At 66.9% G+C, this 19,866-nt stretch carries 25 protein-coding genes; 13 read left to right on the forward strand and 12 right to left on the reverse strand.

Annotated features, from left to right (window positions below; genetic code table 11):
• Window positions 1-232, forward strand: a 232-nt coding sequence (locus tag PO768_RS19305; protein ID WP_272647344.1) for a response regulator transcription factor, incomplete at its 5' end; no start/stop codon positions are given.
• A 13-nt stretch (window positions 233-245) separates the two neighbouring features.
• Here PO768_RS19305 and PO768_RS19310 read toward each other — a convergent pair.
• Window positions 246-800: a DUF1697 domain-containing protein gene (locus tag PO768_RS19310; RefSeq protein ID WP_272647345.1), complete on the reverse strand. Its 555-nt coding sequence runs from the start codon at window positions 798-800 to the stop codon at window positions 246-248.
• 51 nt (window positions 801-851) lie between these two features.
• Here PO768_RS19310 and PO768_RS19315 point away from each other — a divergent pair, with 51 nt between their 5' ends.
• Complete coding sequence (locus PO768_RS19315; protein ID WP_272647346.1) at window positions 852-1,571, forward strand: DNA alkylation repair protein; 720 nt, start codon at window positions 852-854, stop codon at window positions 1,569-1,571.
• A gap of 26 nt (window positions 1,572-1,597) precedes the next feature.
• Here PO768_RS19315 and PO768_RS19320 read toward each other — a convergent pair whose 3' ends face one another.
• Window positions 1,598-2,392, reverse strand: coding sequence for an IclR family transcriptional regulator (locus PO768_RS19320; RefSeq protein ID WP_137945403.1), 795 nt, complete (start codon window positions 2,390-2,392; stop codon window positions 1,598-1,600).
• Window positions 2,393-2,458: 66 nt separating this feature from the next.
• Here PO768_RS19320 and PO768_RS19325 point away from each other — a divergent pair, with 66 nt between their 5' ends.
• The 7 genes from PO768_RS19325 (at window position 2,459) to PO768_RS19355 (ending at window position 8,381) form a co-directional block, all read left to right on the forward strand.
• Window positions 2,459-2,908, forward strand: coding sequence for a type II 3-dehydroquinate dehydratase (locus PO768_RS19325; protein WP_272647347.1), 450 nt, complete (start codon window positions 2,459-2,461; stop codon window positions 2,906-2,908).
• Window positions 2,909-2,945: 37 nt separating this feature from the next.
• On the forward strand, window positions 2,946-3,941 hold the full coding sequence (gene dctP, locus PO768_RS19330; RefSeq protein WP_272647348.1) for a TRAP transporter substrate-binding protein DctP: 996 nt from the start codon (window positions 2,946-2,948) through the stop codon (window positions 3,939-3,941).
• Between the two features lie 7 nt (window positions 3,942-3,948).
• Window positions 3,949-4,452 carry a TRAP transporter small permease gene (locus PO768_RS19335; RefSeq protein WP_272647349.1) on the forward strand — a complete coding sequence of 168 codons (504 nt, stop codon included), beginning with the start codon at window positions 3,949-3,951 and terminating at the stop codon, window positions 4,450-4,452.
• Window positions 4,449-5,744, forward strand: a complete 1,296-nt coding sequence (locus tag PO768_RS19340; RefSeq protein WP_272647350.1) for a TRAP transporter large permease — start codon at window positions 4,449-4,451, stop codon at window positions 5,742-5,744. The genes PO768_RS19335 and PO768_RS19340 overlap by 4 nt, the downstream gene beginning before the upstream one ends.
• Window positions 5,741-6,625, forward strand: a complete 885-nt coding sequence (locus PO768_RS19345; protein ID WP_272647351.1) for a shikimate dehydrogenase — start codon at window positions 5,741-5,743, stop codon at window positions 6,623-6,625. Before PO768_RS19340 ends, PO768_RS19345 begins: the two co-directional genes overlap by 4 nt.
• A complete protein-coding gene (locus PO768_RS19350; protein ID WP_272647352.1) occupies window positions 6,625-7,302 on the forward strand; it encodes a DUF4286 family protein in 678 nt (225 codons plus the stop codon). The genes PO768_RS19345 and PO768_RS19350 overlap by 1 nt, the downstream gene beginning before the upstream one ends.
• A gap of 71 nt (window positions 7,303-7,373) precedes the next feature.
• Complete coding sequence (locus PO768_RS19355; protein WP_272647353.1) at window positions 7,374-8,381, forward strand: S41 family peptidase; 1,008 nt, start codon at window positions 7,374-7,376, stop codon at window positions 8,379-8,381.
• A gap of 84 nt (window positions 8,382-8,465) precedes the next feature.
• Here the strand turns inward: PO768_RS19355 and PO768_RS19360 are convergent, their stop codons facing one another.
• Window positions 8,466-8,744 carry a hypothetical protein gene (locus tag PO768_RS19360; protein ID WP_332909468.1) on the reverse strand — a complete coding sequence of 93 codons (279 nt, stop codon included), beginning with the start codon at window positions 8,742-8,744 and terminating at the stop codon, window positions 8,466-8,468.
• 354 nt (window positions 8,745-9,098) lie between these two features.
• Here PO768_RS19360 and PO768_RS19365 point away from each other — a divergent pair, with 354 nt between their 5' ends.
• The 3 genes from PO768_RS19365 to PO768_RS19375 are packed head-to-tail and all read left to right on the forward strand — an operon-like array spanning window position 9,099 to window position 10,464.
• Window positions 9,099-9,389, forward strand: a complete 291-nt coding sequence (locus PO768_RS19365; RefSeq protein ID WP_262972176.1) for a hypothetical protein — start codon at window positions 9,099-9,101, stop codon at window positions 9,387-9,389.
• Window positions 9,390-9,402: 13 nt separating this feature from the next.
• Window positions 9,403-9,873 (forward strand): hypothetical protein, encoded by a 471-nt coding sequence (locus PO768_RS19370; protein ID WP_262972175.1) that lies wholly within the window; start codon window positions 9,403-9,405, stop codon window positions 9,871-9,873.
• 9 nt (window positions 9,874-9,882) lie between these two features.
• Window positions 9,883-10,464 carry an RES family NAD+ phosphorylase gene (locus PO768_RS19375; RefSeq protein ID WP_269839639.1) on the forward strand — a complete coding sequence of 194 codons (582 nt, stop codon included), beginning with the start codon at window positions 9,883-9,885 and terminating at the stop codon, window positions 10,462-10,464.
• A 108-nt stretch (window positions 10,465-10,572) separates the two neighbouring features.
• On the opposite strand, the gene PO768_RS19380 is transcribed toward PO768_RS19375, so the two are convergent.
• A complete protein-coding gene (locus PO768_RS19380) occupies window positions 10,573-10,998 on the reverse strand; it encodes a TfoX/Sxy family protein (protein ID WP_272647354.1) in 426 nt (141 codons plus the stop codon).
• A gap of 128 nt (window positions 10,999-11,126) precedes the next feature.
• On the opposite strand from PO768_RS19380, the gene PO768_RS19385 reads away from it, so the two are divergent.
• A complete protein-coding gene (locus tag PO768_RS19385; RefSeq protein ID WP_272647355.1) occupies window positions 11,127-11,750 on the forward strand; it encodes a hypothetical protein in 624 nt (207 codons plus the stop codon).
• 16 nt (window positions 11,751-11,766) lie between these two features.
• Here PO768_RS19385 and PO768_RS19390 read toward each other — a convergent pair whose 3' ends face one another.
• The 8 genes from PO768_RS19390 to PO768_RS19425 form a co-directional block, all read right to left on the reverse strand.
• Window positions 11,767-12,384 (reverse strand): nitroreductase family protein, encoded by a 618-nt coding sequence (locus tag PO768_RS19390; protein ID WP_272647356.1) that lies wholly within the window; start codon window positions 12,382-12,384, stop codon window positions 11,767-11,769.
• A gap of 99 nt (window positions 12,385-12,483) precedes the next feature.
• Window positions 12,484-13,272: an SDR family NAD(P)-dependent oxidoreductase gene (locus tag PO768_RS19395; protein WP_272647357.1), complete on the reverse strand. Its 789-nt coding sequence runs from the start codon at window positions 13,270-13,272 to the stop codon at window positions 12,484-12,486.
• Window positions 13,273-13,419: 147 nt separating this feature from the next.
• Window positions 13,420-14,310 carry a LysR family transcriptional regulator gene (locus PO768_RS19400; protein WP_272647358.1) on the reverse strand — a complete coding sequence of 297 codons (891 nt, stop codon included), beginning with the start codon at window positions 14,308-14,310 and terminating at the stop codon, window positions 13,420-13,422.
• 57 nt (window positions 14,311-14,367) lie between these two features.
• Window positions 14,368-15,132 carry a helix-turn-helix domain-containing protein gene (locus PO768_RS19405; RefSeq protein WP_262972168.1) on the reverse strand — a complete coding sequence of 255 codons (765 nt, stop codon included), beginning with the start codon at window positions 15,130-15,132 and terminating at the stop codon, window positions 14,368-14,370.
• A 69-nt stretch (window positions 15,133-15,201) separates the two neighbouring features.
• On the reverse strand, window positions 15,202-15,960 hold the full coding sequence (locus PO768_RS19410) for a substrate-binding periplasmic protein (protein ID WP_272647359.1): 759 nt from the start codon (window positions 15,958-15,960) through the stop codon (window positions 15,202-15,204).
• Window positions 15,961-16,006: 46 nt separating this feature from the next.
• Window positions 16,007-16,948: a DMT family transporter gene (locus tag PO768_RS19415; protein ID WP_272647360.1), complete on the reverse strand. Its 942-nt coding sequence runs from the start codon at window positions 16,946-16,948 to the stop codon at window positions 16,007-16,009.
• 197 nt (window positions 16,949-17,145) lie between these two features.
• On the reverse strand, window positions 17,146-18,414 hold the full coding sequence (locus tag PO768_RS19420; RefSeq protein ID WP_272647361.1) for a hypothetical protein: 1,269 nt from the start codon (window positions 18,412-18,414) through the stop codon (window positions 17,146-17,148).
• A gap of 112 nt (window positions 18,415-18,526) precedes the next feature.
• Window positions 18,527-19,807 carry a DUF4397 domain-containing protein gene (locus PO768_RS19425; RefSeq protein WP_272647362.1) on the reverse strand — a complete coding sequence of 427 codons (1,281 nt, stop codon included), beginning with the start codon at window positions 19,805-19,807 and terminating at the stop codon, window positions 18,527-18,529.
• Window positions 19,808-19,866 lie beyond the last annotated feature (59 nt).

The following is a 19,866-nucleotide window of genomic DNA, read 5'->3' on the forward strand; positions in this document are numbered from 1 at the left end:
GCCGGCGGCGTCGCCCAGGCCGACGCCCGCCGACCCGGCCGGGCCGCTGAGCGCCCGCGAGATCGAGGTGCTGCGCCGCATCAGCCATGGCGAGAGCAATAAGGAGGCGGCGCGTGCGCTGGGCATCAGCCCGAGCACGGTGCGCGCGCACCTGGAGAACATCTTCCGCAAGCTCGACTGCACGACCCGCGCCGCCGCCACGCTGAAGGCGCTGACGATGGGGCTGCTGTAGCCGGGGGCCAGGCTCAGCGTTGGCTGAAGTGCTTGGCCACCAGCCGGCTCAGCGTGCCCCAGTTGCGCATCGTCGTCGGCGTGCCCAGGGTCTTCTCCAGCAGCGCATTGCTGCTGCCGGGGCTGGCGCCGAGCTGGCGGCTCAGGCCCAGCGCCGTGTGGCTGGCGGCGTGATAGGCGAACACCTCGGCGTCGCCGCGCGCCGAGCACAGCGGCAGTGCCGGCAGCTCGCCGGCCTCGGCGGACAGAAAGCTGATGCAGCAGTCGTAGACATCGTCGAGCCGCTGGCTCGCGAAGGGCTGGCTGTCGACCAGCTCGGCCACCGCCGCGAGCCGGCGCAGAAAGCCCGGCTCGCGCAGCCCGCAGGCCGTGTTCAGATGGGCCGAGGCCGCCGCCAGCACGCGCCGCGCCGCCGCATCGCTGCGGGCTTCGAAGACCAGGGTGCCGTTGACCTGGAAGGAGGCCGGCCGCAGCGCGCCGGCCGCCTCGAAAGCCTGTTCCAGCAAGGCCTTGTCCGGGCAGTTGCGGCGGCCCAGATTGAGATTGCGGAAGAAGACGACGTATTTCATCGGCGGTGGCGCTTCAGCCTGCTGTCCTGTGCTGCGCTTATGCTAACGGCCATGAACATCTCCACGGTGCCAGGTCTTGCCGAAGGTATGTCCGAGAGGCTGGCCGAGGCCTTGCAGCTGATCCGGGCCCAAGCCCGACCCGAGGCGCTGCAGGCGCTGGCGCGCTTTGCGATCGGGGGCGAGGGGCGGCTGGGCCTGTCGGTGCCGCAGATGCGCGACGTGGCCCGGCAGCTGGGCCGCGACCACGAACTGGCGCTGGCGCTGTGGGACACGGCCATCCCCGACGCGCAGATCGTCGCCGGCTTGATCGCCGAGCCGGCAAAGCTGACGCTGGCGCAGATGGACCGGTGGACCCAGGGCATGGCGGCCTGGGATGTCTGCGACCAGGCTTGCAACAATGCCTTGCGCAAATCGCCGCTGGCCTGGGCGCGCATTCCCGTCTGGGCCGCCAGCCGCGAGGAGTTTGTGCGGCGCGCCGGCTATGCGCTGCTGGCCGTGATGGCGGTGCATGACAAGAAGCGGCCCGCTGCCGACTTCATCGCGCTGCTGCCGCTGATCGAGGCGGCGGCCGACGATGAGCGCAACTTCGTCAAGAAGGCCGTCAACTGGGCGCTGCGCCAGATCGGCAAGCGCTCGGATGCGCTGCTGCCGGCGGCGATCGCCTGCGCCGAGCGCCTGCGTGAGCGGCCCGAGAAGAGCGCCCGCTGGATAGGCGCCGATGCGCTGCGCGAGCTGGGGCCGAGAGTCCACCGGCCCGGGGCGGGCGCTTAACGGGCTTTTCGCAGGGGCCGCCCCGCTCAGCCCTTGCCCAGCGGCGGCCGGCCGAACAGGCTGGAGGCGTTGCTGATCGGTCCGAGCTCGGCGGTGGCGGCGAGCAGGGCGGGCACCAGATCGCGGGCCCGCGCGCTGCTCAGGCGGGTGCGGGGGCCGGCGATGCTGATGACGCCGATCGCCTGCTGGCGACAGAACACCGGAGCCGCGATCGCCGCCATGCCCGGCGCGAACACCTCGTCGATCAGCGCATAGCCGCGCACGCGCGCCGCGTGCAAAAAACCGACCAGGGCCTTGATGGTGGTGGGTGCCTTGGGGCCATAGTCGCTGGGCTGGCCAAAGCCTTGGCGCGCGACCAGTTCGAATGCGCGTTCATCGCTCAGCGTCATCAGCCAGGCGTGGCCCGAGGCCGTGCAGGACAGCCGTGCGTCCATGCCCATGTCCGGGTCATAGCGCAGGCCCGTCTGCCGCATGCCCTGTGACTTGGCGACCCAGGTCAGGCGATCGTCGTCGACGATAGACAGCCGCACCAGCTCGCCCGAGGCCTGCGCCAGCCGCTCCAGCAGCGGCTCGGCGATGTCGACGATGCCCGCGCTGCTGAGGAAGCCCAGTCCCATGGACACCACCTTGGTCGTCAGCACATAGTCGCCCTGCTTGTGGGCCTGGCGCACATAGCCGTAGCGCTGCAGATCCGCCAGCAGGCGGTGGCAGACGCTGAGCGGCATGTCCAGCTCGGCGGCGATCAGGGTCAGGGGCAGGCCTTGCGGGTGCTGGATCAGATGTTCCAGCAGCGCCAGTCCGCGTTCCAGAGCGAGGGTCATTCCTGTATTGTGAAACAGGTTTCCTGAATGGAAAGTCTTTCTGGGCCGCGCCCAACAATCAAGCCCATGAGTGCCACCCTCTACATCCTCAACGGCCCCAATCTGAACCTGCTGGGCATACGCGAGCCGCATCTGTATGGCAGCACCTCGCTGCAGCAGATCGAGCAGCTGTGCCAGCGCGTGGCCGCCGAGCTGGGGTTGGCTTGCGAGTTCCGGCAGACCAATCACGAGGGCGTGATGGTGGACTGGGTGCAGGAAGCCCGCGAGCGGGCAGCGGCGCTGGCGATCAACCCGGCGGGCCTGTCGTTCCGGTCGATCCCGCTGCTGGATGCGCTGAAGACACTGGAGCAGCCGATTGCCGAGGTCCACCTGACCAATATCCATAGACGCGATCCGCTCTACCAGCATTCGCTGATGTCGCTCGCCGCTACCGGCGTGATTTGCGGCTTCGGCGCCTTCGGCTACGAGCTCGCGATCCGGGCGCTGGCCCAGCGGCTGGCGGCCGCCTCACCGTGAAGAACCGGCCCTCAACACAATTCCAAAGGAGACGACCATGAACCCTTCTTCGTGCATCGATCGCCGCAGCTTGCTGGGCGCGGGCGCCGCGCTGGCCGCCGGGGCCATGCTGCCGGCCTGGGCGCAGACGCCGGCCACTCTGCGCTTCGCCGCCGTGTTTTCCGACAAGGACATCCGTGCCGAGATGATGAAGATGTTCGCCAAGGACATCGAGGCCGACTTCAAGCTCGAGATGCATCTGAACTCGACGCTGTTCCGCCAGGGCACCGAGCTGGTCGCGCTGCAGCGCGACAACCTGGAGATGGGCAATATCTCGCCCCAGGACATTTCCAAGCAGGTGCCCGCCTGGTCGCTGCTGACCTCGGCCTATCTGTTCCGCGATGCCAACCACCTCAACAGCTTCTTCGCCAGCGAGGCGGGCGCGCAGATGAAGAAGCTGGTGGAGGACCAGCTCAAGGTGAAGATCCTGGGCCCGACCTTCTTCGGCACCCGGCATCTGGGGCTGAAGACCAAGAAGCGCATCAACGTGCCTGCCGACCTGGCCGGCGTGAAGCTGCGCATGCCGCCCGGCGACACCTGGCAGATGCTGGGCCGCTCGATCGGCGCGAATCCGACGCCGATGGCTTACGCCGAGACCTATACCGGCCTGCAGACCGGCGCCATCGACGGCCAGGACAATCCGCTGCCCAATGTGCAGAACATGAAGTTCTACGAGGTGATGTCGCAGATCGTGCTGACCTCGCATCTGGTGGCCTTCGATCTGCTCACCGTGAACATGAAGACCTGGCAGGGCCTGCCGCCGGCCCGGCAGCGCGCCTTCCAGGCCGCCGCCGACAAGGCCATCGCCTGGAGCACGAGCGAACACCAGAAGCGCGAGACCGAGCTGGCCGAGACCTTCCGCAAGCAGGGGCTGGAGGTCTATGTGCCCAATATCGCGGCCTTCCGCGAGCATGCCCAGAAGGTCTATCTGGGCTCGGACGAGGCCAAGACATGGCCGGCCGGCATGCTCGACAAGATCAACGCGATGAAGTGAGCTGGAGATGCTGCGTCGGCTCATGCGTTCCTTGCACCGCTTCGCCGAAGCGGTCGCGGTGGTCTTGCTCGCGCTGATCTTCGTCGCCTTCCTGCTGCAGATCGCCATGCGCTATCTGTTCAACTGGCCGGTGGGCTGGACCACCGAGCTGTCGCTGGCGGCCTGGCTATGGCTGGTGCTGTGGGGCGCGGCCTTTGTGCTGAAGGACGAGGACGAGATCCGCATCGACCTTCTTGCCGAGCGGGCCAGCCGGCGCACGCGCCGGGTGGTCGGCGGCATCGGCGCCCTGAGCCTGATCCTGCTGTTCGGCATGTCGCTGCCGGCCTCCTGGGCCTATGTGAGCTTCATGAAGGTCGAGAAAAGCGCCTACCTGGGGATCCGCATGGACCTGATGTACTCGATCTACCTGCTGTTTGCCGTCGCCGTCATGGCCCGCAGCCTGCTTCATCTGGTCCGCGGCCCGGCCGCGCCGGGCGGTGATACGCCCCCCACGCCGCCATCCGCGCTGTGAACAGCCCCTTCTCGCTGGCGCTGGTCGTCATCGTCGCGCTGAGCCTGCTGGGCGTGCCGGTCGGCCACGCGATGATCGGCGGCTCGGTGCTCTACCTCTACCTCAAGGGCATGGACATGGGCGCGGCCGCCGAGCAACTGCTCAACGGCACCTACTCCAGCTTCCTGCTGCTGGCGATACCGCTGTTCATCCTGGCCGCCAGCATCATGAGCAGCGGCAGCATCCTGGATCGCCTGCTGCGCTTCTGCAATGCCATCGTCGGCCGCTTTCCCGGCGGGCTGGCCCAGGTCAATGTGCTGCAGCGCCGTGTGTTCGCCACCATGTCGGGCTCCGCGCTGGCCGACGCCGCCGGCTCGGGCAAGCTGATGCAGGCAATGATGACCAAGGACGGCAAATACACGCCGGGCTTCGCTGCCGCGCTCAGCGCGGTGTCCTCGGTGATCGGGCCCATCCTGCCGCCCTCTATCCCGCTGGTGCTGTATGCGCTGGTGTCCGGCAGCTCGATCGGCTATCTCTTCATCGCCGGCGTGCTGCCGGGGCTGCTGCTGGGTGCGGTGCAGATGGGGCTGATCTACTGGCTGGCGCGGCGGCGCGGCTTTCCGGTGGAGGCCAGGACGCCGCTGCGCGAGATGCCCCGCATCACGCGCGAGGCCTTCCCGGCGCTGATGCTGCCGGTGATCCTGCTGGGCTGCATGTACAGCGGCATCACCACGCCCACCGAGGCGGCCGGCATCGCCGCCGCCTACGCGCTGCTGATCTCGGCCGGGCTGTACCGCAGCATGGGCTGGCGCGACTTGTACGAAGCGCTGCTGTCCAGCGCGCGCATGAGCATCTCGATCGGGATGCTGATCGCCGGCGCGCTGGTGTTCAACTACGTCATCACCTCGGAGAACATCCCCGCCACGCTCAGCGCCTCGATGCGGGGCCTGGAGTTGTCTGCGCTGGGCTTTCTGCTGCTGGTCAATGTGATCCTGCTGGGGCTGGGCATGTTCCTGGAGGGCTCCACCATCATCCTGGTCATCCTGCCGGTGCTGCTGCCCACCGCCACTGCGCTGGGCGTCGATCCCGTTCACTTCGGCGTGATGGCGGTGCTGAACATCATGATAGGCCTGGTGACGCCGCCCTATGGCCTGCTGCTCTTCATGATGATGCGCATCGCCAATGTGTCGCTGACGGTGCTGATGCGCGATGTGCTTCCCTTCCTGCTGGTCATGCTGGGCGCGCTCGCGCTGGTGACGGTGTGGCCGGACATGGTGCTGTGGCTTCCGCGCCTGGCGGGGTATACCGGGTGAACACGCCGGGCGACAAGCTGCTGCTCGGCCTGATCGGCGCCGGCATCCAGCGCTCGCTCAGTCCGGCCCTGCACGAAGAGGAAGCGCGCCGGCACGGGCTGCGCCTGCACTACCCGCTGATCGATCTGGACCTCTGTGGAGCAACACCCGGACAGCTGCCGACGCTGCTTGCCGCCGCCCGCATGATGGGCTTTGCCGGCCTGAACATCACCTATCCCTGCAAGCAGGCCGTGATACCGCTGCTCGACGAACTCTCACCGCAGGCCCAGGCCATGGGCGCGGTCAACACGGTGGTCGTGCGCGGCGGCCGGCTGCTTGGCCACAACACCGATGGCTCCGGTTGGACCTGGGGCTTCCGGCGAGCGCTCCCGGGTGCCGACCTCGGCTGCGTCGTATTGCTGGGCGCCGGCGGCGCCGGCTCGGCCATCGCCGAGGCGGTGCTGAGTCTGGGCGCGGCGCAGCTGCGCCTGGTGGACACCGACGCCGCGCGGGCTCAGGCGCTGGCCGAGGCGCTGAACCTGCGCTACCCGTTTCGCGTCAGCGCGCATGGCGATGCGGCGCAGGCCCTGCAAGGCGCGAGCGGCCTGATACACGCCACGCCCACCGGCATGGCCAAGCTGCCCGGCCTGCCGCTCGCCGCCGAGCTCTTGCAGCCCTCGCTATGGGTCTCGGAGGTGGTGTACGTTCCGCTCGAGACCGAGCTGCTGAAGGCGGCCCGCGCCCGAGCTTGCGCAACGATGGACGGCGGCCACATGGCCGTCGGCCAGGCGGTGGGTGCGTTCGAGCTGTTCACCGGCCTGAAGGCCGATGCGGCGCGCTTGGAACAGCACTTCCGGCGCCTGCTGCGGCTCGCGCCGCCCGATCCCGACAGGAGCACATGATGCTGGGTCAAGCCGCGCTCGCGATGTGGTGGGACATCGATGCCGAGGTGCGCGAGGAGTTCGAGCACTGGCACTCGCACGAGCACTTCCCGGAGCGGCTGGCGCTGCCGGGTTTTCTGCGGGCATCGCGCTGGGCGGATGCCGAGGGCGGCCCGGGCTTCTTTGTGCTGTACGAACTGGCGAGCTACGAGGCCCTGGTCTCGCCGGACTATCTGGCGCGCCTGAACGCCCCCAGCGATTGGTCGAAGAAAATGATGCCGCAGCACCGCGCCATGGTGCGCAGCCCATGCCGCGTGCTGGAAAGCTGCGGGAGCACCGTGGCGGGCCACGCGCTGACGCTACGCTGCTCACCGGCGGCCGGCGAGCAGCAGCGCTTGCAAAGCCATCTGCGCGCGCTGGTGCGGACGCTTCCCGCGCAGCCGGGTCTGGTCGGCGCGCAACTGCTTCAGACCGACAAGCCGGCCATCGCACCGACCACCGAGCAGCGCCTACGCGGCCTGGCCGACCAGGCGGCGGACTGGATCTTCATCGCGACCGGCTACGACGCCCCGGCGCTGGCGCGGCTTGCCGAATCCGCACTGTCAGCGGCAGCGCTGCAGAACGCCGGGGCGGCCACCGGGTCGGTCACTGCGGCCTATGGGCTCAGAGGCGCATCGACCAGCGCAGAAGCCTGCTGAACCGAGCCCCAGGTTTAGACTCGATTCCAATCAGGGGAGTTCGTTCACGCCCTTAACCATGGAGTCGCAACTTGATAAGCAAGACCATTGCTGCTGCCGCTGCTTTCTCGCTGGCGATGTCCTCGCTCGCTACTGGTGCCGCAATCACGCAACAGGAAAAAGACCTGATCGTAGGCAAGCTCAGGCAAGAGATAGGAGACAACTACGTACTCAGCGAGCATGTCGGTGCGATCAACAAGACGCTGGATGAAGCGATTCGTTCGGGTTCGATGAAGAGTGTTTCAACACACCAGGAAATGACCGAGCTGTTGACCGCATCGTTGCGCCGGTTCGACAAGCATTTTGGCGTCCAGTGGAGAGATCAGAAGCACGCAAGTGCGGGGGCTGGCGGCGAAGACTGGTTCGCCAAGCTGGGACGAAAGAATTCTGGCTTTGAGAGAGTCGAAATACTTGACGGCAATATCGGCTATGTCGATTTCTGGGGTTTCGACAATGTCAATGACGCCTCGAGAACCCGGGTCAAAACGGTCATGGCCATGGTTGCCGACACCGATGCCATCATTTTCGACCTCAGGAAAAATGGTGGCGGCAGTGGCGATATGGTGCGACTGATCAGCAGCTATCTGCTGGCTGGCAAGGTTCACTTGAACAGCTTCTATTGGAAGCCGTCGAACACCACCACCGAATTCTGGACCCTGGAAGACATCGACGGCAAAAGGCGTACGGATGTGCCGCTGTACGTCCTGACCAGCGCCGAAACGTTTTCGGCCGCCGAGGAGTTTGCCTACAACCTGAAACAGCTGCGTCGGGCAACCATCGTCGGTGAAACCACCAAAGGGGGCGCGAACCCTTGGCGCTTCTTCGAACTGGGCCATGGGTATCGCGCTGCCATTCCCATTGGGCAGGCGATCAACCCCATCTCGAAGGCAAACTGGGAGCATGTCGGCGTTCAGCCCGACGTGAAAGCGACGAGTGCACAGGCGCGCCATGTGGCCTACAGGATGGCGCTGGCGGCACTGAAGGAATCCACTCGGAACCCTCGTCAACTGGAAGAAATAAACAAGAAGTTGAACGAGTAGGGCGGCGGGGGCCTGGGACTCCCGCGGCTGCACCGGTGGCTTCTGGAGTTGCGAGGGCGTGCGCCGCGATGACAGCCTTTGCAATCATGGAAGGTTCAAGTCCAAGCCGAGGCTTGTGCCAACGCTGAAGGTGACGAGCAACAGGACGACGACTAGCACCACGAACACTGCGGCGAGCTTCAGGCTCGCGCGAAGTACGGCGCGCTGCGTCTCCGTCCCCTTCTTCTGTCCTTGGTCGTAGTGCCATTTGACGGCGTAGAACATGCCAATGCTCAGCACGCCGACCTTGAACGCGATGAAGACCGTAGGGACCCATTCCATGATTTCGATATGCCAGTAGCGCGCTTTCTCACGAGCTGCCACTGTGCGCTCTATAGCGCAAAAAATATAGCACCAGCTTCTTGGAAAAGAGACCGGATCAGTTTAGGTTAGTCCGACTCCCGCCCTCACGGTGGTGTCGTTCGCGACGCTTCGCTGACACCGGGCAGGTGTCCGACAAACCTAAACTTTTCCAGCCATCAGTTGCAGCGTAGTGCCGCCGATCGGTTGGTCATGGCCGGGACACGTGGTCAGCGTGGCTGGCACCTGCAGCGCATCGCTGCCAAGTCAGAAAAGGGTGGTGGGGCTTCCCCCTCTGCCCAACTTCCGCGGCCGTAGACCACGAGAGCTACACGCGGCATAATCGAACTTAACGAACTTACCGTCATAGAGGTCGTGATGATCGTCTTGAAAGACTCACTGGACAAGGTGCTCTCAGCCCTTCAGGCTGTGGCCGGCATCATCGAGCGCCGCCACACGCTGCCCATCTTCGTCGAGTTATTCAGCAACCGCTGCAAGTCTCTCGCCGCCATCTTCAACGCCGGCCCGGAGAACCGTAGGCCCCTCCGCCTGCTGCCGCTGCGCAAGCCCGCGCCGAAGCCCAACAACGGTCACTCCATCGTCATTCTCGCCCGAGCGCTGGCTGGCTTCTTCAGCCCAGCCAAGGTGAACGCCCGCAATGCACCCTGATTCGAGCTCACTCATGAAGCCCGCCACCTCCTCCATTTCCACCGTCCGCAACACCGCACGCGTTGTCAGGGCGCCCAAGCGCCCCTCGCCCTATGTCTCAGCCGCCCAGACCAAGTCGCTCCTGGCGAGCAGCCTTGCTGCTCGGAATGAGCGCCTGCAGGCCGCGGACATGGTGAACACAGACGACGCGGCCAGCATCGCCGCCACCACTCGCGTGACCATCAACGCCTGGATCTCCAAGGGCCGAGCAATCGGCCTTACCCAGACCCGCCGAGGATTTCGGCTGCCCGTTTGGCAGTTCGACCCGCAGTTCTGGGAGCTAATCCCGAAGCTCTCCAAGGCCCTGGGAACCACCGAAGGGTGGACCCTCCTGTCGTTCCTGGAGACCCCTCTCGGAGGCCTCGACGGGAAGACACCCAGGGCGGCGATCGAGCAAGGCCTCACGGAGCGCGTGCTTGACCTGGCTGCGGCGGAAGGCACCTGACGCATTCGCATGAAGCTCTCCGATCTCGAATACGCCCCGGCGTTCGATCTCCTCGCGCCCACGGCGCTCTTCCGCATCCAGCGCAGCCGCGTGCGCGCCGGCACCGTCCGGATCGGCAGGCTGTTGCTCCCTCCCTCGACACTCCTGAACGGCCGCTTCGATGTCGCTGGCGTGCCGGTGGGCTATTTCGCCGAAGCGCCCGACACGGCAGCCTACGAGGCTCTCGCCAGACGCGAGACGACCTTCCTGTCCATTCAAACCATCACAGGCCGGAGCCTCCTGTGCGTGCAGGCGAGCCGCACGCTGACGCTCCTCGATTTGAGGATGCATGCGTCGAGCTGGCCCGTGCTTCAGTCATTGCGTCTGGCGCATACCCAGGAGCTCGCTGCGGACGCCCATGCGCAGGGGTTTGCGGGCATCGTGTACTGCTCGGCCCAGCAGAACAACATGGCCTGCTACGCGGTCTTCGGCGATGCCATGGCCTCCCTGAAGGTGGCGTGGACGGAGCGCCTGGTCGAACCCGGCACGGGCAACCTGCACACAGTTATCGCAGCCGCGCTTAAGGGCTCCCAAGTCCCGCTGACACCGTGATGGCGCCGGTCTGACTTGAAGGCCTGACACGGCCCAGTGCCCGCAAGCACTTGACCCACTAGAGCCGATCTCCTTCGTCACACTGCCTAGTGGGGCAGTGACGTTCCATCAGCGCCCGCCCAACCTGCCCGCCTTCCCCACCCCGCCCCGCCTCCCCGCCGGCTTCCTCGCTGCCATCGCCGCCTGCATCGCCAACTCCGCCCAGGCCTGCATCGCGGCGCGCGACTCCAGCGCGCTGTCGGGGGCGGTGTAGTAGTGCAGGCGCCGGGTCTTGCCCTGGGCTTCGTACTCGAAGAGCTGGCAGCCGGCGGCGGCGAAGTGGGGCTGGGTCTGGGCGTTGGCCTTGAGGTAGAGCCGGTCCCAGGCAATGATCGCGACCGTGAGGCCGTCCACGCTCAGGCCCCAGCCCGAGAACATGCGCCTGGCCTGCACCTCGCCCAGGCTGCCCAGCAGCTCGCAGCAGTAGTCGGCGAAGTCCGCGCCCGGCGGCCGGGCTTTGGCGCGGGTGAATTCGGGGGCGGTGCTGCGCGGCATGGCGACTCCAGGAGGTGCGGAAGGAACGAGGAGGGTAAAGAAGAACGAGCAGTGGTCAGCAAGGGCGGGGCGCGATGGCATCGGCCCGCCCGGGTGATGCTAGCGGCCCAAGTGCCGACAATCCTCCCATGCACTGGCTCCTGAATCTCCTGCTGGCCCTGGCTGCCCTCGGCATCGCGCTGCCGCTGCGCCCCTGGCGCGGCCTGCCGCCGGGCGGTCCGCCCTGGCCCTGGCTGGCCTGGTGCGTGGCGGGGATGCCGTTGCTGTGGAGCGCCGACCGGCTCGCGCAGTCGGCGGTGCTGCAGCCGCTGTCGGGGGCCTGCCTGCTGCTGCTGATGGCGGGCTGGCCGCTGGCGGTGCTGGGGCTGGTGCCGGTGACGCTGTTGACGGCCTGGCTGGCCGATCTGTCGTGGGCCGAGGCGCTGCAGCGCGGCGTGTGGCTGGGCCTGCTGCCGGCCACGCTGGCGCTGGGACTCGGCGCCGGCGTGCGGCGCTGGCTGCCGCAGCATCTGATGGTCTACATCCTGGGCCGGGGCTTCTTCGCGACCCTGCTGGCTGGCACGCTCAGCGGCGCGGCGGCGCTGGCCCTGCACGGCGGCATGGCCTCGCTGAGCGAGGCCGACCTGATGCTGGGCCGCTGGCTCAGCGCCTGGGGCGACGCCTTCATCACCGGCATGTTCACGGCCATCTTCGTGGCCTTCCGGCCGCAGTGGCTGGCCACGTATTCGGACCGGCTGTATCTGCCGCGGTGATCCGCCGCGCTGCTTGTCAGACCAGATCTAGCACCTCGTCGAGCGCGCGGCGCGGCTTTTGCGGCCAGTTGCCGGGCGCGGCGTGGCCGACGGCCAGCAGCAGCACCGGGATCTCGTCGGCCCTCAATCCGAAGGCGCTCGCTACCGCGTCGGCGTCGAAGCCTATCATCGGCGCCGCTCCCAGGCCCGCGCCCTGCGCGGCATGGATCAGCGTGGCGGCGCCCAGGGTGGCGGAACGCACGGCCTCGTCGCGCTGGCGCTGCGGCTGCTCGTGATACAGGCTCTTGGCCGCGCCCTCCCAGCCGGCCACCATTTCGGCCGGCATGAAGCCTGCGGCGACCGACGGGGCCAGACGCGCCGCCATCACCTCATGGCTGGCGAGTTGCCCGCAGACGATGAAAGTCACAGCTGCCTCGGTGATCTTGGCCTGGTTCCAGGCTAGCGGACGCAGACGCTCCTTGGCGGCCTGGCTGCGCACGGCGATGAAGCGCCAATTCTGCAGATTGAAGGAGCTGGGCGCCAGGGTGGCGAGCTGCACAAGCTCGCGGATCTGCGCATCGTCGAGCACGCGCAGCGGGTCGAAGAGCTGGGTGGTGCGGCGGGCCTGGATGGCTTGATGGACAGGGTTGGTCATGATGGTCTCGATCGGTGGTTGATGAGGATGAGCGGGGCCCGCGCGCGCGCCGGATGCCGGCGCGCGCGATGGCTGGGTGAGTGAGTGGGTGTGGCGGGTTCAGGCGATGGTGTCGACGACACCGCCGTCCACGCGCAGCGCCGCGCCGGTGGTGGCCGAGGCCTGCGGCGAGCAGACATAGACAACCATGTTTGCCACCTCTTCCGGCGTGGCCACCCGCTGCAGGATGGACGAGCTGCGGTGCGTCTTGACGAAGGCATCGGCGAGCCGCCGCGCAGCGTCGGCATCGACGCCGGGCGCCACCATCTGGTGGACGCCTTCGGACAGCGTCGGTCCGGGCAGCACCGCGTTGACCGTGATGCCGGTGCCGGCCAGACTCTTGGCCAGCCCGCGCGAGACGGCCAGGTTGCCGGTCTTGGTGAAGCCGTAGTGGATCATGTCGGCCGGGATGTTCAGGGCCGACTCGGACGAGATGAAGACGACGCGGCCCCAGTTCTTGCGCCGCATGTCCGGCAGATAGTGGCGGCTGGCGCGCACGCCGGACATCACATTGATCTGGAAGAAGCGCTCCCATTCCTCGTCGTCGATCTTCTCGAAGGGCTGGGGATTGAAGATGCCGAGGTTGTTGACCAGGATGTCCACCGTCGGCTCCGCCGCTTTCAGCGCGTCAAAGCCGGCGGCCGTTCCCAGATCGGCGGCGAAGCCCCGGGCCTGGGCGCCGGGCACGGCGGCGCGCAGCCGCGTGATCGCCTGGTCCACATCCTCTTGCCGGCGGCCGGTGATGATCACGGCCGCGCCGGCGCGGGCCAGGCCGGTGGCGATGGCATGGCCGATGCCGCGTGTGGAACCGGTGACGAGGGCCGTCTTGCCGCTCAGATCGATGTTCATGGGAGACCTCTTCAGTGGATCGGCCCGTTCGCACGTCGATGGCGGTGGGCAGTGAAGAGATCGTAGGAGCCGGGGCGCCTATTGATAATCCGTCCCGCCGCGAAAGCAGCTTACGAGCTTTCGCTAAGCAGGGGACGAGCCAGGCGGCTAAGACGAGGCGGTAGCCAAGGCCGAGGCCAGGTGCTCCACCAACGCGGCGACCCGCCGGCTCGGCGGATGGCCGGCATAGACCGCGAACAGGTCGATCTGCCCGGCGACGAAGCCCTCCAGCGCGGTCTCCAGGCGGCCCTCGGCCAGATCCTGGCTGACATCCCAGCGGTTTTTCAGGATCACGCCGCGCCCCTCCAGCGCCCATTCGCGCAGCAGGCCGCCATCGCTGGCCTCGCGGTCGCCGCTGACCTTGACGCTGAAGGCCTTGCCGTCTTCACGGAAGGGCCAGGCCGCCAGCGGCGCATCGGGCCGGGCCAGCATGATGCAGTTGTGCGCCGCCAGTTCGCGCGGATGGGCGGGCTTGCCGTGCCGGGCCCAGTAGGCCGGCGCGGCACACACCAGGCGCTCGCCGCGCACCAGCAAGCGCGCATGCAGGCCGGAGTCGGCCAGCGGGCCGGTGCGTATCGCCAGGTCGATCTGCCCGCCGATCAGGTCCAGCGTGCTGTCGCTGAGCAGCAGGCTCAGGCGCAGCTTCGGGTGCCTGAGCTGGAAGGCGTCCAGCAGCGGGCGCAGCTGGCTGCGCCCGAAGTCGTTGGTTGTCGTCAGGCGGATCGGGCCGACCAGGGCGCCCTGGTCCCTCAGCCCGGACAGCGCCGCGTCCCAGTCGGCCACGATGCGCCGGGCCTCCGCCAACAAGACCTGACCCTCGTGGGTCAGTACCAGCCGCCGGGTCGAGCGCGCCATCAGTGCGACGCCGCACTCCTGTTCCAGCTGGCTGACCGCCGAGGCGACCGTGGAGGTGGCGAGCCCGCGCTGCCGCGCCGCGCCGGAGAAGCTTCCGGCCGAGGCCACGTCCAGCAGCAAGCGCAGTGCATCGATCCGGTCCATCGCTGGGGCCTGTGGAGGCTAAGTGGAGCTGGGTGATTGTGAGGGAAAGGGGGGCCATCAGTCCGACGCCGCCCGCGCCAGCGCCTCCCGCGTGGCCGCATCGGCCGGGAAGAAATGCTCGACCCGCAGCGAGGCCACGGTCACGTCCAGCGGGGTGCCGAAGGTCGTGAAGGCCGAGAACAGCGCGAGCTCGCCGGCCGAGGAGCGCAATCGGGTGTGCATCAGCGGCGTCACCGGCGCGGGTGCCAGCGCCTTCGGTACATGGGGGCGCAGCTCCTCCAGCAGCGGGCGCAGCGCCGGCACATGGTGGGCTTCGCCGCTGGCGCGCTGCCACAGGCCGGCACAGACCTCGTCCTCGTTGACGCACAAATGGCGCAGGCCGCCGGGCAGCAGGCAGGCGCGCAGCAGATTGAAGTCGCCGCTGTCCAGCAGGGCCGGGTCCACGCCCAGCAGGCGCATCAGGCCGCGCATGCCCTTGTTGGCCATCAGCAGCGTCCATGTGCCGTCCATCACCAGGGCCGGGGCCGGGTCATGGGCCTGCAGCAGATGGCTCAGGGCCGCGCGCACCGGCGCCATCTCGGGGTCGTCGAGGCTGGTCTCGGTGTAAGCCGGCGCATAGCCGGCCGCCAGCAAGGCCTTGTTGCGCTCGGCCAGCGGCGCGTCGAGCGCGTCCAGCACGGCCATCAGCATCTCGCGGCTGGCGCGCGAGCGGCCGGTCTCTATGCAGCTGAGGTGGCGTTGCGAGACGCCCACCCGCATCGACAGTTCCAGCTGGCTGATGCGGCGTTGGGTGCGCAGGGCGGCGAGGGTGGAGGTGTTCATGGCTGCCATCCTAGCGGGGCCAGGTCTTGCCGCAATGACCTGGCAGGTCATCGCCAGCAGCAGCCCAACTCAGCGCAGGTCTTCGGCGCGCGGCCTGATGCCGTAGGCCTTGAACAGGCGCTCGATGCTGCCGTCGCGCAGCATCGCCTGCCGGGCGTCCTGCAGCCGCGCCAGCTCGGCCTCGTCGACGCCGGCGCTGGCCGCCAGCCAGACCTCGCCGGACTCCAGCTCCAAGCCGACCTGGAATTGCGCGGGGTCGCGGCCGCTGCCACGCACCTTGTCCATATTGATCACATCGCCGCCATAGATCGCGTCGACATGGCCGCGTTCGAGCTGGCGCAGCATGTCCTCGACGCTATGGGCCTGCAGCACCAGCTCCTCCTTGAAGCCGTGGCGCTGCAGCTGGGCCAGATTGGGGCTGGCGCGCAGCACCGTCAGCTTGAGCCGCTTGGCCTGCTCCAGGCTGCTGACCGGGGGGCGGCCGGCGCGGTTGATGAAGACGAAGTGCTGCACATAGAGCTTCAGCAGCCATTGGTAGTGCGGCTCGCGCTCGGGCGTGCGCGTCAGCGGCAGGATCGCGACGCGGGGCTGGGCGCTGGCCATCTGCATGGCCCGGGCCCAGGGGTAGAACTCGACCTTGACGGCGTGGCCGGCGCGCCGCGCCAGCTCCTCGACCAGCTCCACCAGCACGCCCGGCCGCCCGGGCTGGCCTTCGATCGCAAACGGTGGCAGATCACCGCTGACGATGCGCAAAGAGGGGGTGGCTCGGGCCCCCGCTGGCAGGGCCAGGGCGGCGCCGAACAGATGGCGTCGGGAGATGAAGAACATGGGGCGATGCTCGCACAGCAGACCGGCTACCGCCAAGCGCACGGCGCTAGTCCAGTGGCGGTGTGTCCTTTGCGACCAACGCCGCCTGGCCCTGCTTGGCGAACTGGGCCAGCGCGACACCGCCCAGCGCCACCGCGGCGCCCAGCAGCTTTATGGCTGTGTAGGACTCGCCGGTGCTGGCCCAGGCGGCCAGGCCGGCGATCGGCGGCATCAGATAGATCAGCGGCGCGGTGCGCGCAACGCCGCGCTTGGCATTGACCCACCCCCAGGCCAGCCAGCCGATGAAACCGCTGGCGACCACGGCCCAGACCGCGCCCAGCCACAGCCAGGGTGACAGGCCGGCCCAGTCGACCCGCAGCGCGGCCGGCGCGCTGAAGAGCAGCACCGGCAGCGTGGCGATCAGCGTTGCATGGCCCATCACCAGCACGCCGCCATGGCGCGCGATCAGCGGCTTGCTGGCCACCGTGTAATAGCTGAACAGCGCCGCCGCCAGCAGCAGCACCAGGTCGCCGCCGCTGGCCTGCCACTGGGCGCCGAGCAGCTTGTCCGACATGAAGAGCAGAGCGCCGAGGCCGGCCACCGCGACGCCGCCGACCTGGGCGCGGCTGAGCCGCTCCAGCCCCGAGGCGCGCAGGATCAGCAGCGTGAACACCGGCCCGCAGGCCAGCAGCACCGAGCTGGAGAAGGCGGTGGACCAATGCACGCCATAGGTGGCCAGCGCCAGATGCAGGCCCTGGCCGATCAGGCCCAGGCGCAGCAGCGCCAGCCAGTCGGCACGTGGCAGTCGCGGCCAGGCCAGGCCGAAATGCCAGAGCAGCAGCGCGGCCGCGCACAAGGGCATCAAGAGATAGCGCAAAAACAGAAAGCCCTCCGGCCCCATCGCGCCGAACAGGGTTTTCTGCAGCGGAAAGTTCAGGCCCCAGACCAGGATGGTGGCGAGGCCGACCCAGAGGGCACGGCGGGCGGCGGCGGCATCGCTGGCGGACATGGGCGCCATCTTGCATCAGGCGCGGTCGGGGCTTGTGCGCCTGGCGGCGCACACCAACAAAAAAAGACCCCGCAGCGCCGAACGCTGGACGGGGTCACAGGGGAGGAACTCTGCGAAGGGTGGGCGGCGGCTCAGCGATCGCGGCGCAAGGTACCTTGAATGTTGTTGGCTCCACCCATCATGAAGCCAGTCGTCGATTAGGGGCGATAGCTAATCGTCCACCCATAGCTGTTCGCAGCCGAGATGTCGGTGATCGAGAAGTTCATGACGTAGCCTGAGCCCCTGACAGTCGTGTAGCACTGCAGCGGCGCCCGTCCACACAGCCGTAGACCTTGATCAAACCCTTCAAGCGCGGCAAGCGGGTCGGTATTTACACCCACCCCGAATCTCACCCTACGCGCAGCGTCGAGCTGACTGATGAACTGGGACCATGCAGCTTCTTGGCTGACCGTTCGATTCGGATTTGGAATGGAATACGAATAGTCGAACGAGGTTCGATTCGGATCCGAGGGTGTTGGCGGTGCTGTGCCAGCGCCCTCGCGCCGCCGTACAAGTTCATCCAAGGGGTAGAAGTCGGGCTGCGCGTCGCCATTGGCATCAACGTAGATCTCAGACCTTACAGTGCCTGCTCCGGTAAGGCTGTTGTTGTATCCGGGGCCGCAACCATTTGCACTGGCCACGACCTCATAGCGAAGCGGTGTCCCAACGGTGCCCTGGTATGGATCGTAGTCGTAGAAAACGGGACTATCTCCTCCGATACCAGGACGTTTTGGAAGACCAAGATTAAGCTGAAACGAGACACCCCAACTGGAGAAATCGGTACCGTAGTTACTGTCGCCCTGCTCGGACCGCCTTCCGGCCAGAGTGGTCAGTTTTCGGCCATTGCGATAGACCGTGTACTCGCTTTCCTCCATCATGCTGACGTTGGTGATGGTTATCGGAGCTGGAAAGCTACGGTCATACCACTGACCACCAATCAACTCCCTCGAGTAGCACGTCGAGCCGGGCGGTACGCTGGCGCCATTGCAAGCGGCGGTCATCTTCTGACACACGCTGCTAGTCTTAGACGGTACCCAACTGAGTCGAACAACGTTGTACCTTGCAGCAAAGCCCGCCACGACATTCAGACTGCCCGTGCCGGCGGAGACGAAGCCACCGATATCTTCGTCGACGAGCTTGAGGAAAGCCGCTGCTTTCTCGTCGACGGACTTTGAGGGATCGTTGTGTAGATTGGTCAGGTAGTCGATTGCGGACTTGGCCATCTTGGCCTGCATCTGAGGATCGTTAAGTATGCGATCGAGTGTCCTGGCTGCAATCTCGCCCACCTTGCCGTAGTTGGCGCGCAGATAAACAGATACCGCGTTCTCTTGGCCGATCTTGATGTCGATTGGATACTTTTCTGTCCATTGGGCACTGGCTTGTTGCCCAGCCAAGAGCAAGCCCATCAGTAAGCACAGTTTCTTCATTCAAACCTCCCTTAAAGGTACTGGTGACGTTGTTGGTTCGTTCGGGGCCAGAAAATCGCTGCTGATTTGTGTGATTGGGTGTCGAGACTGAGTCGGTCTTTGCGCCAAATGCTCAGCGCTCGCGGCGCGGTCTGCCAACGATGGCGTTGGCGTTGCCCATCATGAACACGGTGTAGACGCCGCCGGACACGATGGGGAAGTTCGTCTGGCTTAGGACTGGGGCGCCAACCGTTGGGGAAAAGACCTCCAAGGTCGAGCTGGTCGACGACAGCACCGAGACGGCACTCGATGCCGAGCCGGCTTGGACGTCGGTGGCGACAGCGCTGTAGTCCAGCGTCATCGTCAGGCCGCCACTGAGGCTGGCGACGCCGTTGATGAGTCGGAGCTTGGCCGTGCCGCTGGTGGTGGGCAGGCGGTTGTCATCGTTGAGGATGGAGATCTTCGGAGCGACTGCTTCGCCCCAGACCAGCACCGTGTAGTCATTGCCGGCCGTTAGCGCCGGGGCAGTCACGGGCATAGTCTGGCCGTTGACATTGACCAGCAGATTGGGACTGCCGGCGGCCACGATCTGATAGTCACCGATGTTCGGGGCGAACGAAGCATTCATTAGGGCTGTGTTGCCCAGGGTCGCGCTGACCTGCGCATTGCCCGCCACCGCCGCGACCACGCGGGCCCGCGCATTGGTGGCGCCATGGGCGGCGACGCTGCCCTGCTGCGTCATCAGGATGCTGTTGACCAGCACGCCGCCGGGGGTGGGCGTGATCACCAGCGAGCCGACCTGCTTGCTGCTCAGCGTGATGCTGGGAATGTCCAGGCGCAGATCGCTCTTCTTGCCCGCGCCGGTGACGCGCACGCGGTAGGTGCCGCTGCTGATCGACGTGTAGCCGCTGCTGCCGCCGCCGGTGATGGCGCTGATGGTCGGCGAGGCGTTGTCCAGGCTGTCGGTGTTCTGGGTCAGGTAGACGTCCAGCGTGCCGGCGTCGGCGGCCAGATTCAGCACCAGCAGCTTGCTGTAGTTCTCGGCCGGCGCCACTTCCTCTTCCTGAAGAATGGTGCTCTTCATATTGCCGGACCAGCCATAGGCGATCAGGCTGTAGTGGCTGCCCTTGGTCAGGGTCGGGTAGAGCGAGCTGATCGTGGTGCCGGCGTTCTTGACCAGCGTGGTGATGCTCTCGCCCGCCTTGGCCGAGGCATAGGCGCTGACGCCGCCATAGGCCACGCCGGTCGCGGCGCTGGCGTCGCTGACCGTCAGGTCCAGCGTGCTGTAGGCGCTGCTGGCGTTGACCAGGCGGATCTGCGCGCTGCCGCTGTCGTCGTCACTGCCGCCGCCGCCGCAGGCCGCCAGCATTGCTGCGGAAACCGCCACACCCATGATCAAGCGCCTCGAAACCATCTCTCACTCCTTGTTGTTGTGCGCGATTGGAGCGGGCCGACATTGCTGGGCTTTGTCCT

This window comes from Paucibacter sp. XJ19-41 (genome assembly GCF_028462495.1).
Taxonomy (GTDB): domain Bacteria; phylum Pseudomonadota; class Gammaproteobacteria; order Burkholderiales; family Burkholderiaceae_C; genus Roseateles_E.

Bases quoted from the DNA above. Each gene is read 5' to 3' on its own strand.
- PO768_RS19410 (WP_272647359.1), bottom strand. From the start codon at position 15,960: ATGTTCTTCATCTCCCGACGCCATCTGTTCGGCGCCGCCCTGGCCCTG.
- PO768_RS19385 (WP_272647355.1), top strand. From the start codon at position 11,127: ATGCACTGGCTCCTGAATCTCCTGCTGGCCCTGGCTGCCCTCGGCATC.
- PO768_RS19315 (WP_272647346.1), top strand. From the start codon at position 852: ATGAACATCTCCACGGTGCCAGGTCTTGCCGAAGGTATGTCCGAGAGG.
- PO768_RS19390 (WP_272647356.1), bottom strand. From the start codon at position 12,384: ATGACCAACCCTGTCCATCAAGCCATCCAGGCCCGCCGCACCACCCAG.
- PO768_RS19370 (WP_262972175.1), top strand. From the start codon at position 9,403: ATGAAGCCCGCCACCTCCTCCATTTCCACCGTCCGCAACACCGCACGC.
- PO768_RS19415 (WP_272647360.1), bottom strand. From the start codon at position 16,948: ATGTCCGCCAGCGATGCCGCCGCCGCCCGCCGTGCCCTCTGGGTCGGC.
- dctP (WP_272647348.1), top strand. From the start codon at position 2,946: ATGAACCCTTCTTCGTGCATCGATCGCCGCAGCTTGCTGGGCGCGGGC.
- PO768_RS19420 (WP_272647361.1), bottom strand. From the start codon at position 18,414: ATGAAGAAACTGTGCTTACTGATGGGCTTGCTCTTGGCTGGGCAACAA.
- PO768_RS19405 (WP_262972168.1), bottom strand. From the start codon at position 15,132: ATGAACACCTCCACCCTCGCCGCCCTGCGCACCCAACGCCGCATCAGC.
- PO768_RS19375 (WP_269839639.1), top strand. From the start codon at position 9,883: ATGAAGCTCTCCGATCTCGAATACGCCCCGGCGTTCGATCTCCTCGCG.
- PO768_RS19350 (WP_272647352.1), top strand. From the start codon at position 6,625: ATGCTGGGTCAAGCCGCGCTCGCGATGTGGTGGGACATCGATGCCGAG.
- PO768_RS19335 (WP_272647349.1), top strand. From the start codon at position 3,949: ATGCTGCGTCGGCTCATGCGTTCCTTGCACCGCTTCGCCGAAGCGGTC.
- PO768_RS19310 (WP_272647345.1), bottom strand. From the start codon at position 800: ATGAAATACGTCGTCTTCTTCCGCAATCTCAATCTGGGCCGCCGCAAC.
- PO768_RS19425 (WP_272647362.1), bottom strand. From the start codon at position 19,807: ATGGTTTCGAGGCGCTTGATCATGGGTGTGGCGGTTTCCGCAGCAATG.
- PO768_RS19365 (WP_262972176.1), top strand. From the start codon at position 9,099: ATGATCGTCTTGAAAGACTCACTGGACAAGGTGCTCTCAGCCCTTCAG.
- PO768_RS19380 (WP_272647354.1), bottom strand. From the start codon at position 10,998: ATGCCGCGCAGCACCGCCCCCGAATTCACCCGCGCCAAAGCCCGGCCG.
- PO768_RS19395 (WP_272647357.1), bottom strand. From the start codon at position 13,272: ATGAACATCGATCTGAGCGGCAAGACGGCCCTCGTCACCGGTTCCACA.
- PO768_RS19325 (WP_272647347.1), top strand. From the start codon at position 2,459: ATGAGTGCCACCCTCTACATCCTCAACGGCCCCAATCTGAACCTGCTG.
- PO768_RS19320 (WP_137945403.1), bottom strand. From the start codon at position 2,392: ATGACCCTCGCTCTGGAACGCGGACTGGCGCTGCTGGAACATCTGATC.
- PO768_RS19400 (WP_272647358.1), bottom strand. From the start codon at position 14,310: ATGGACCGGATCGATGCACTGCGCTTGCTGCTGGACGTGGCCTCGGCC.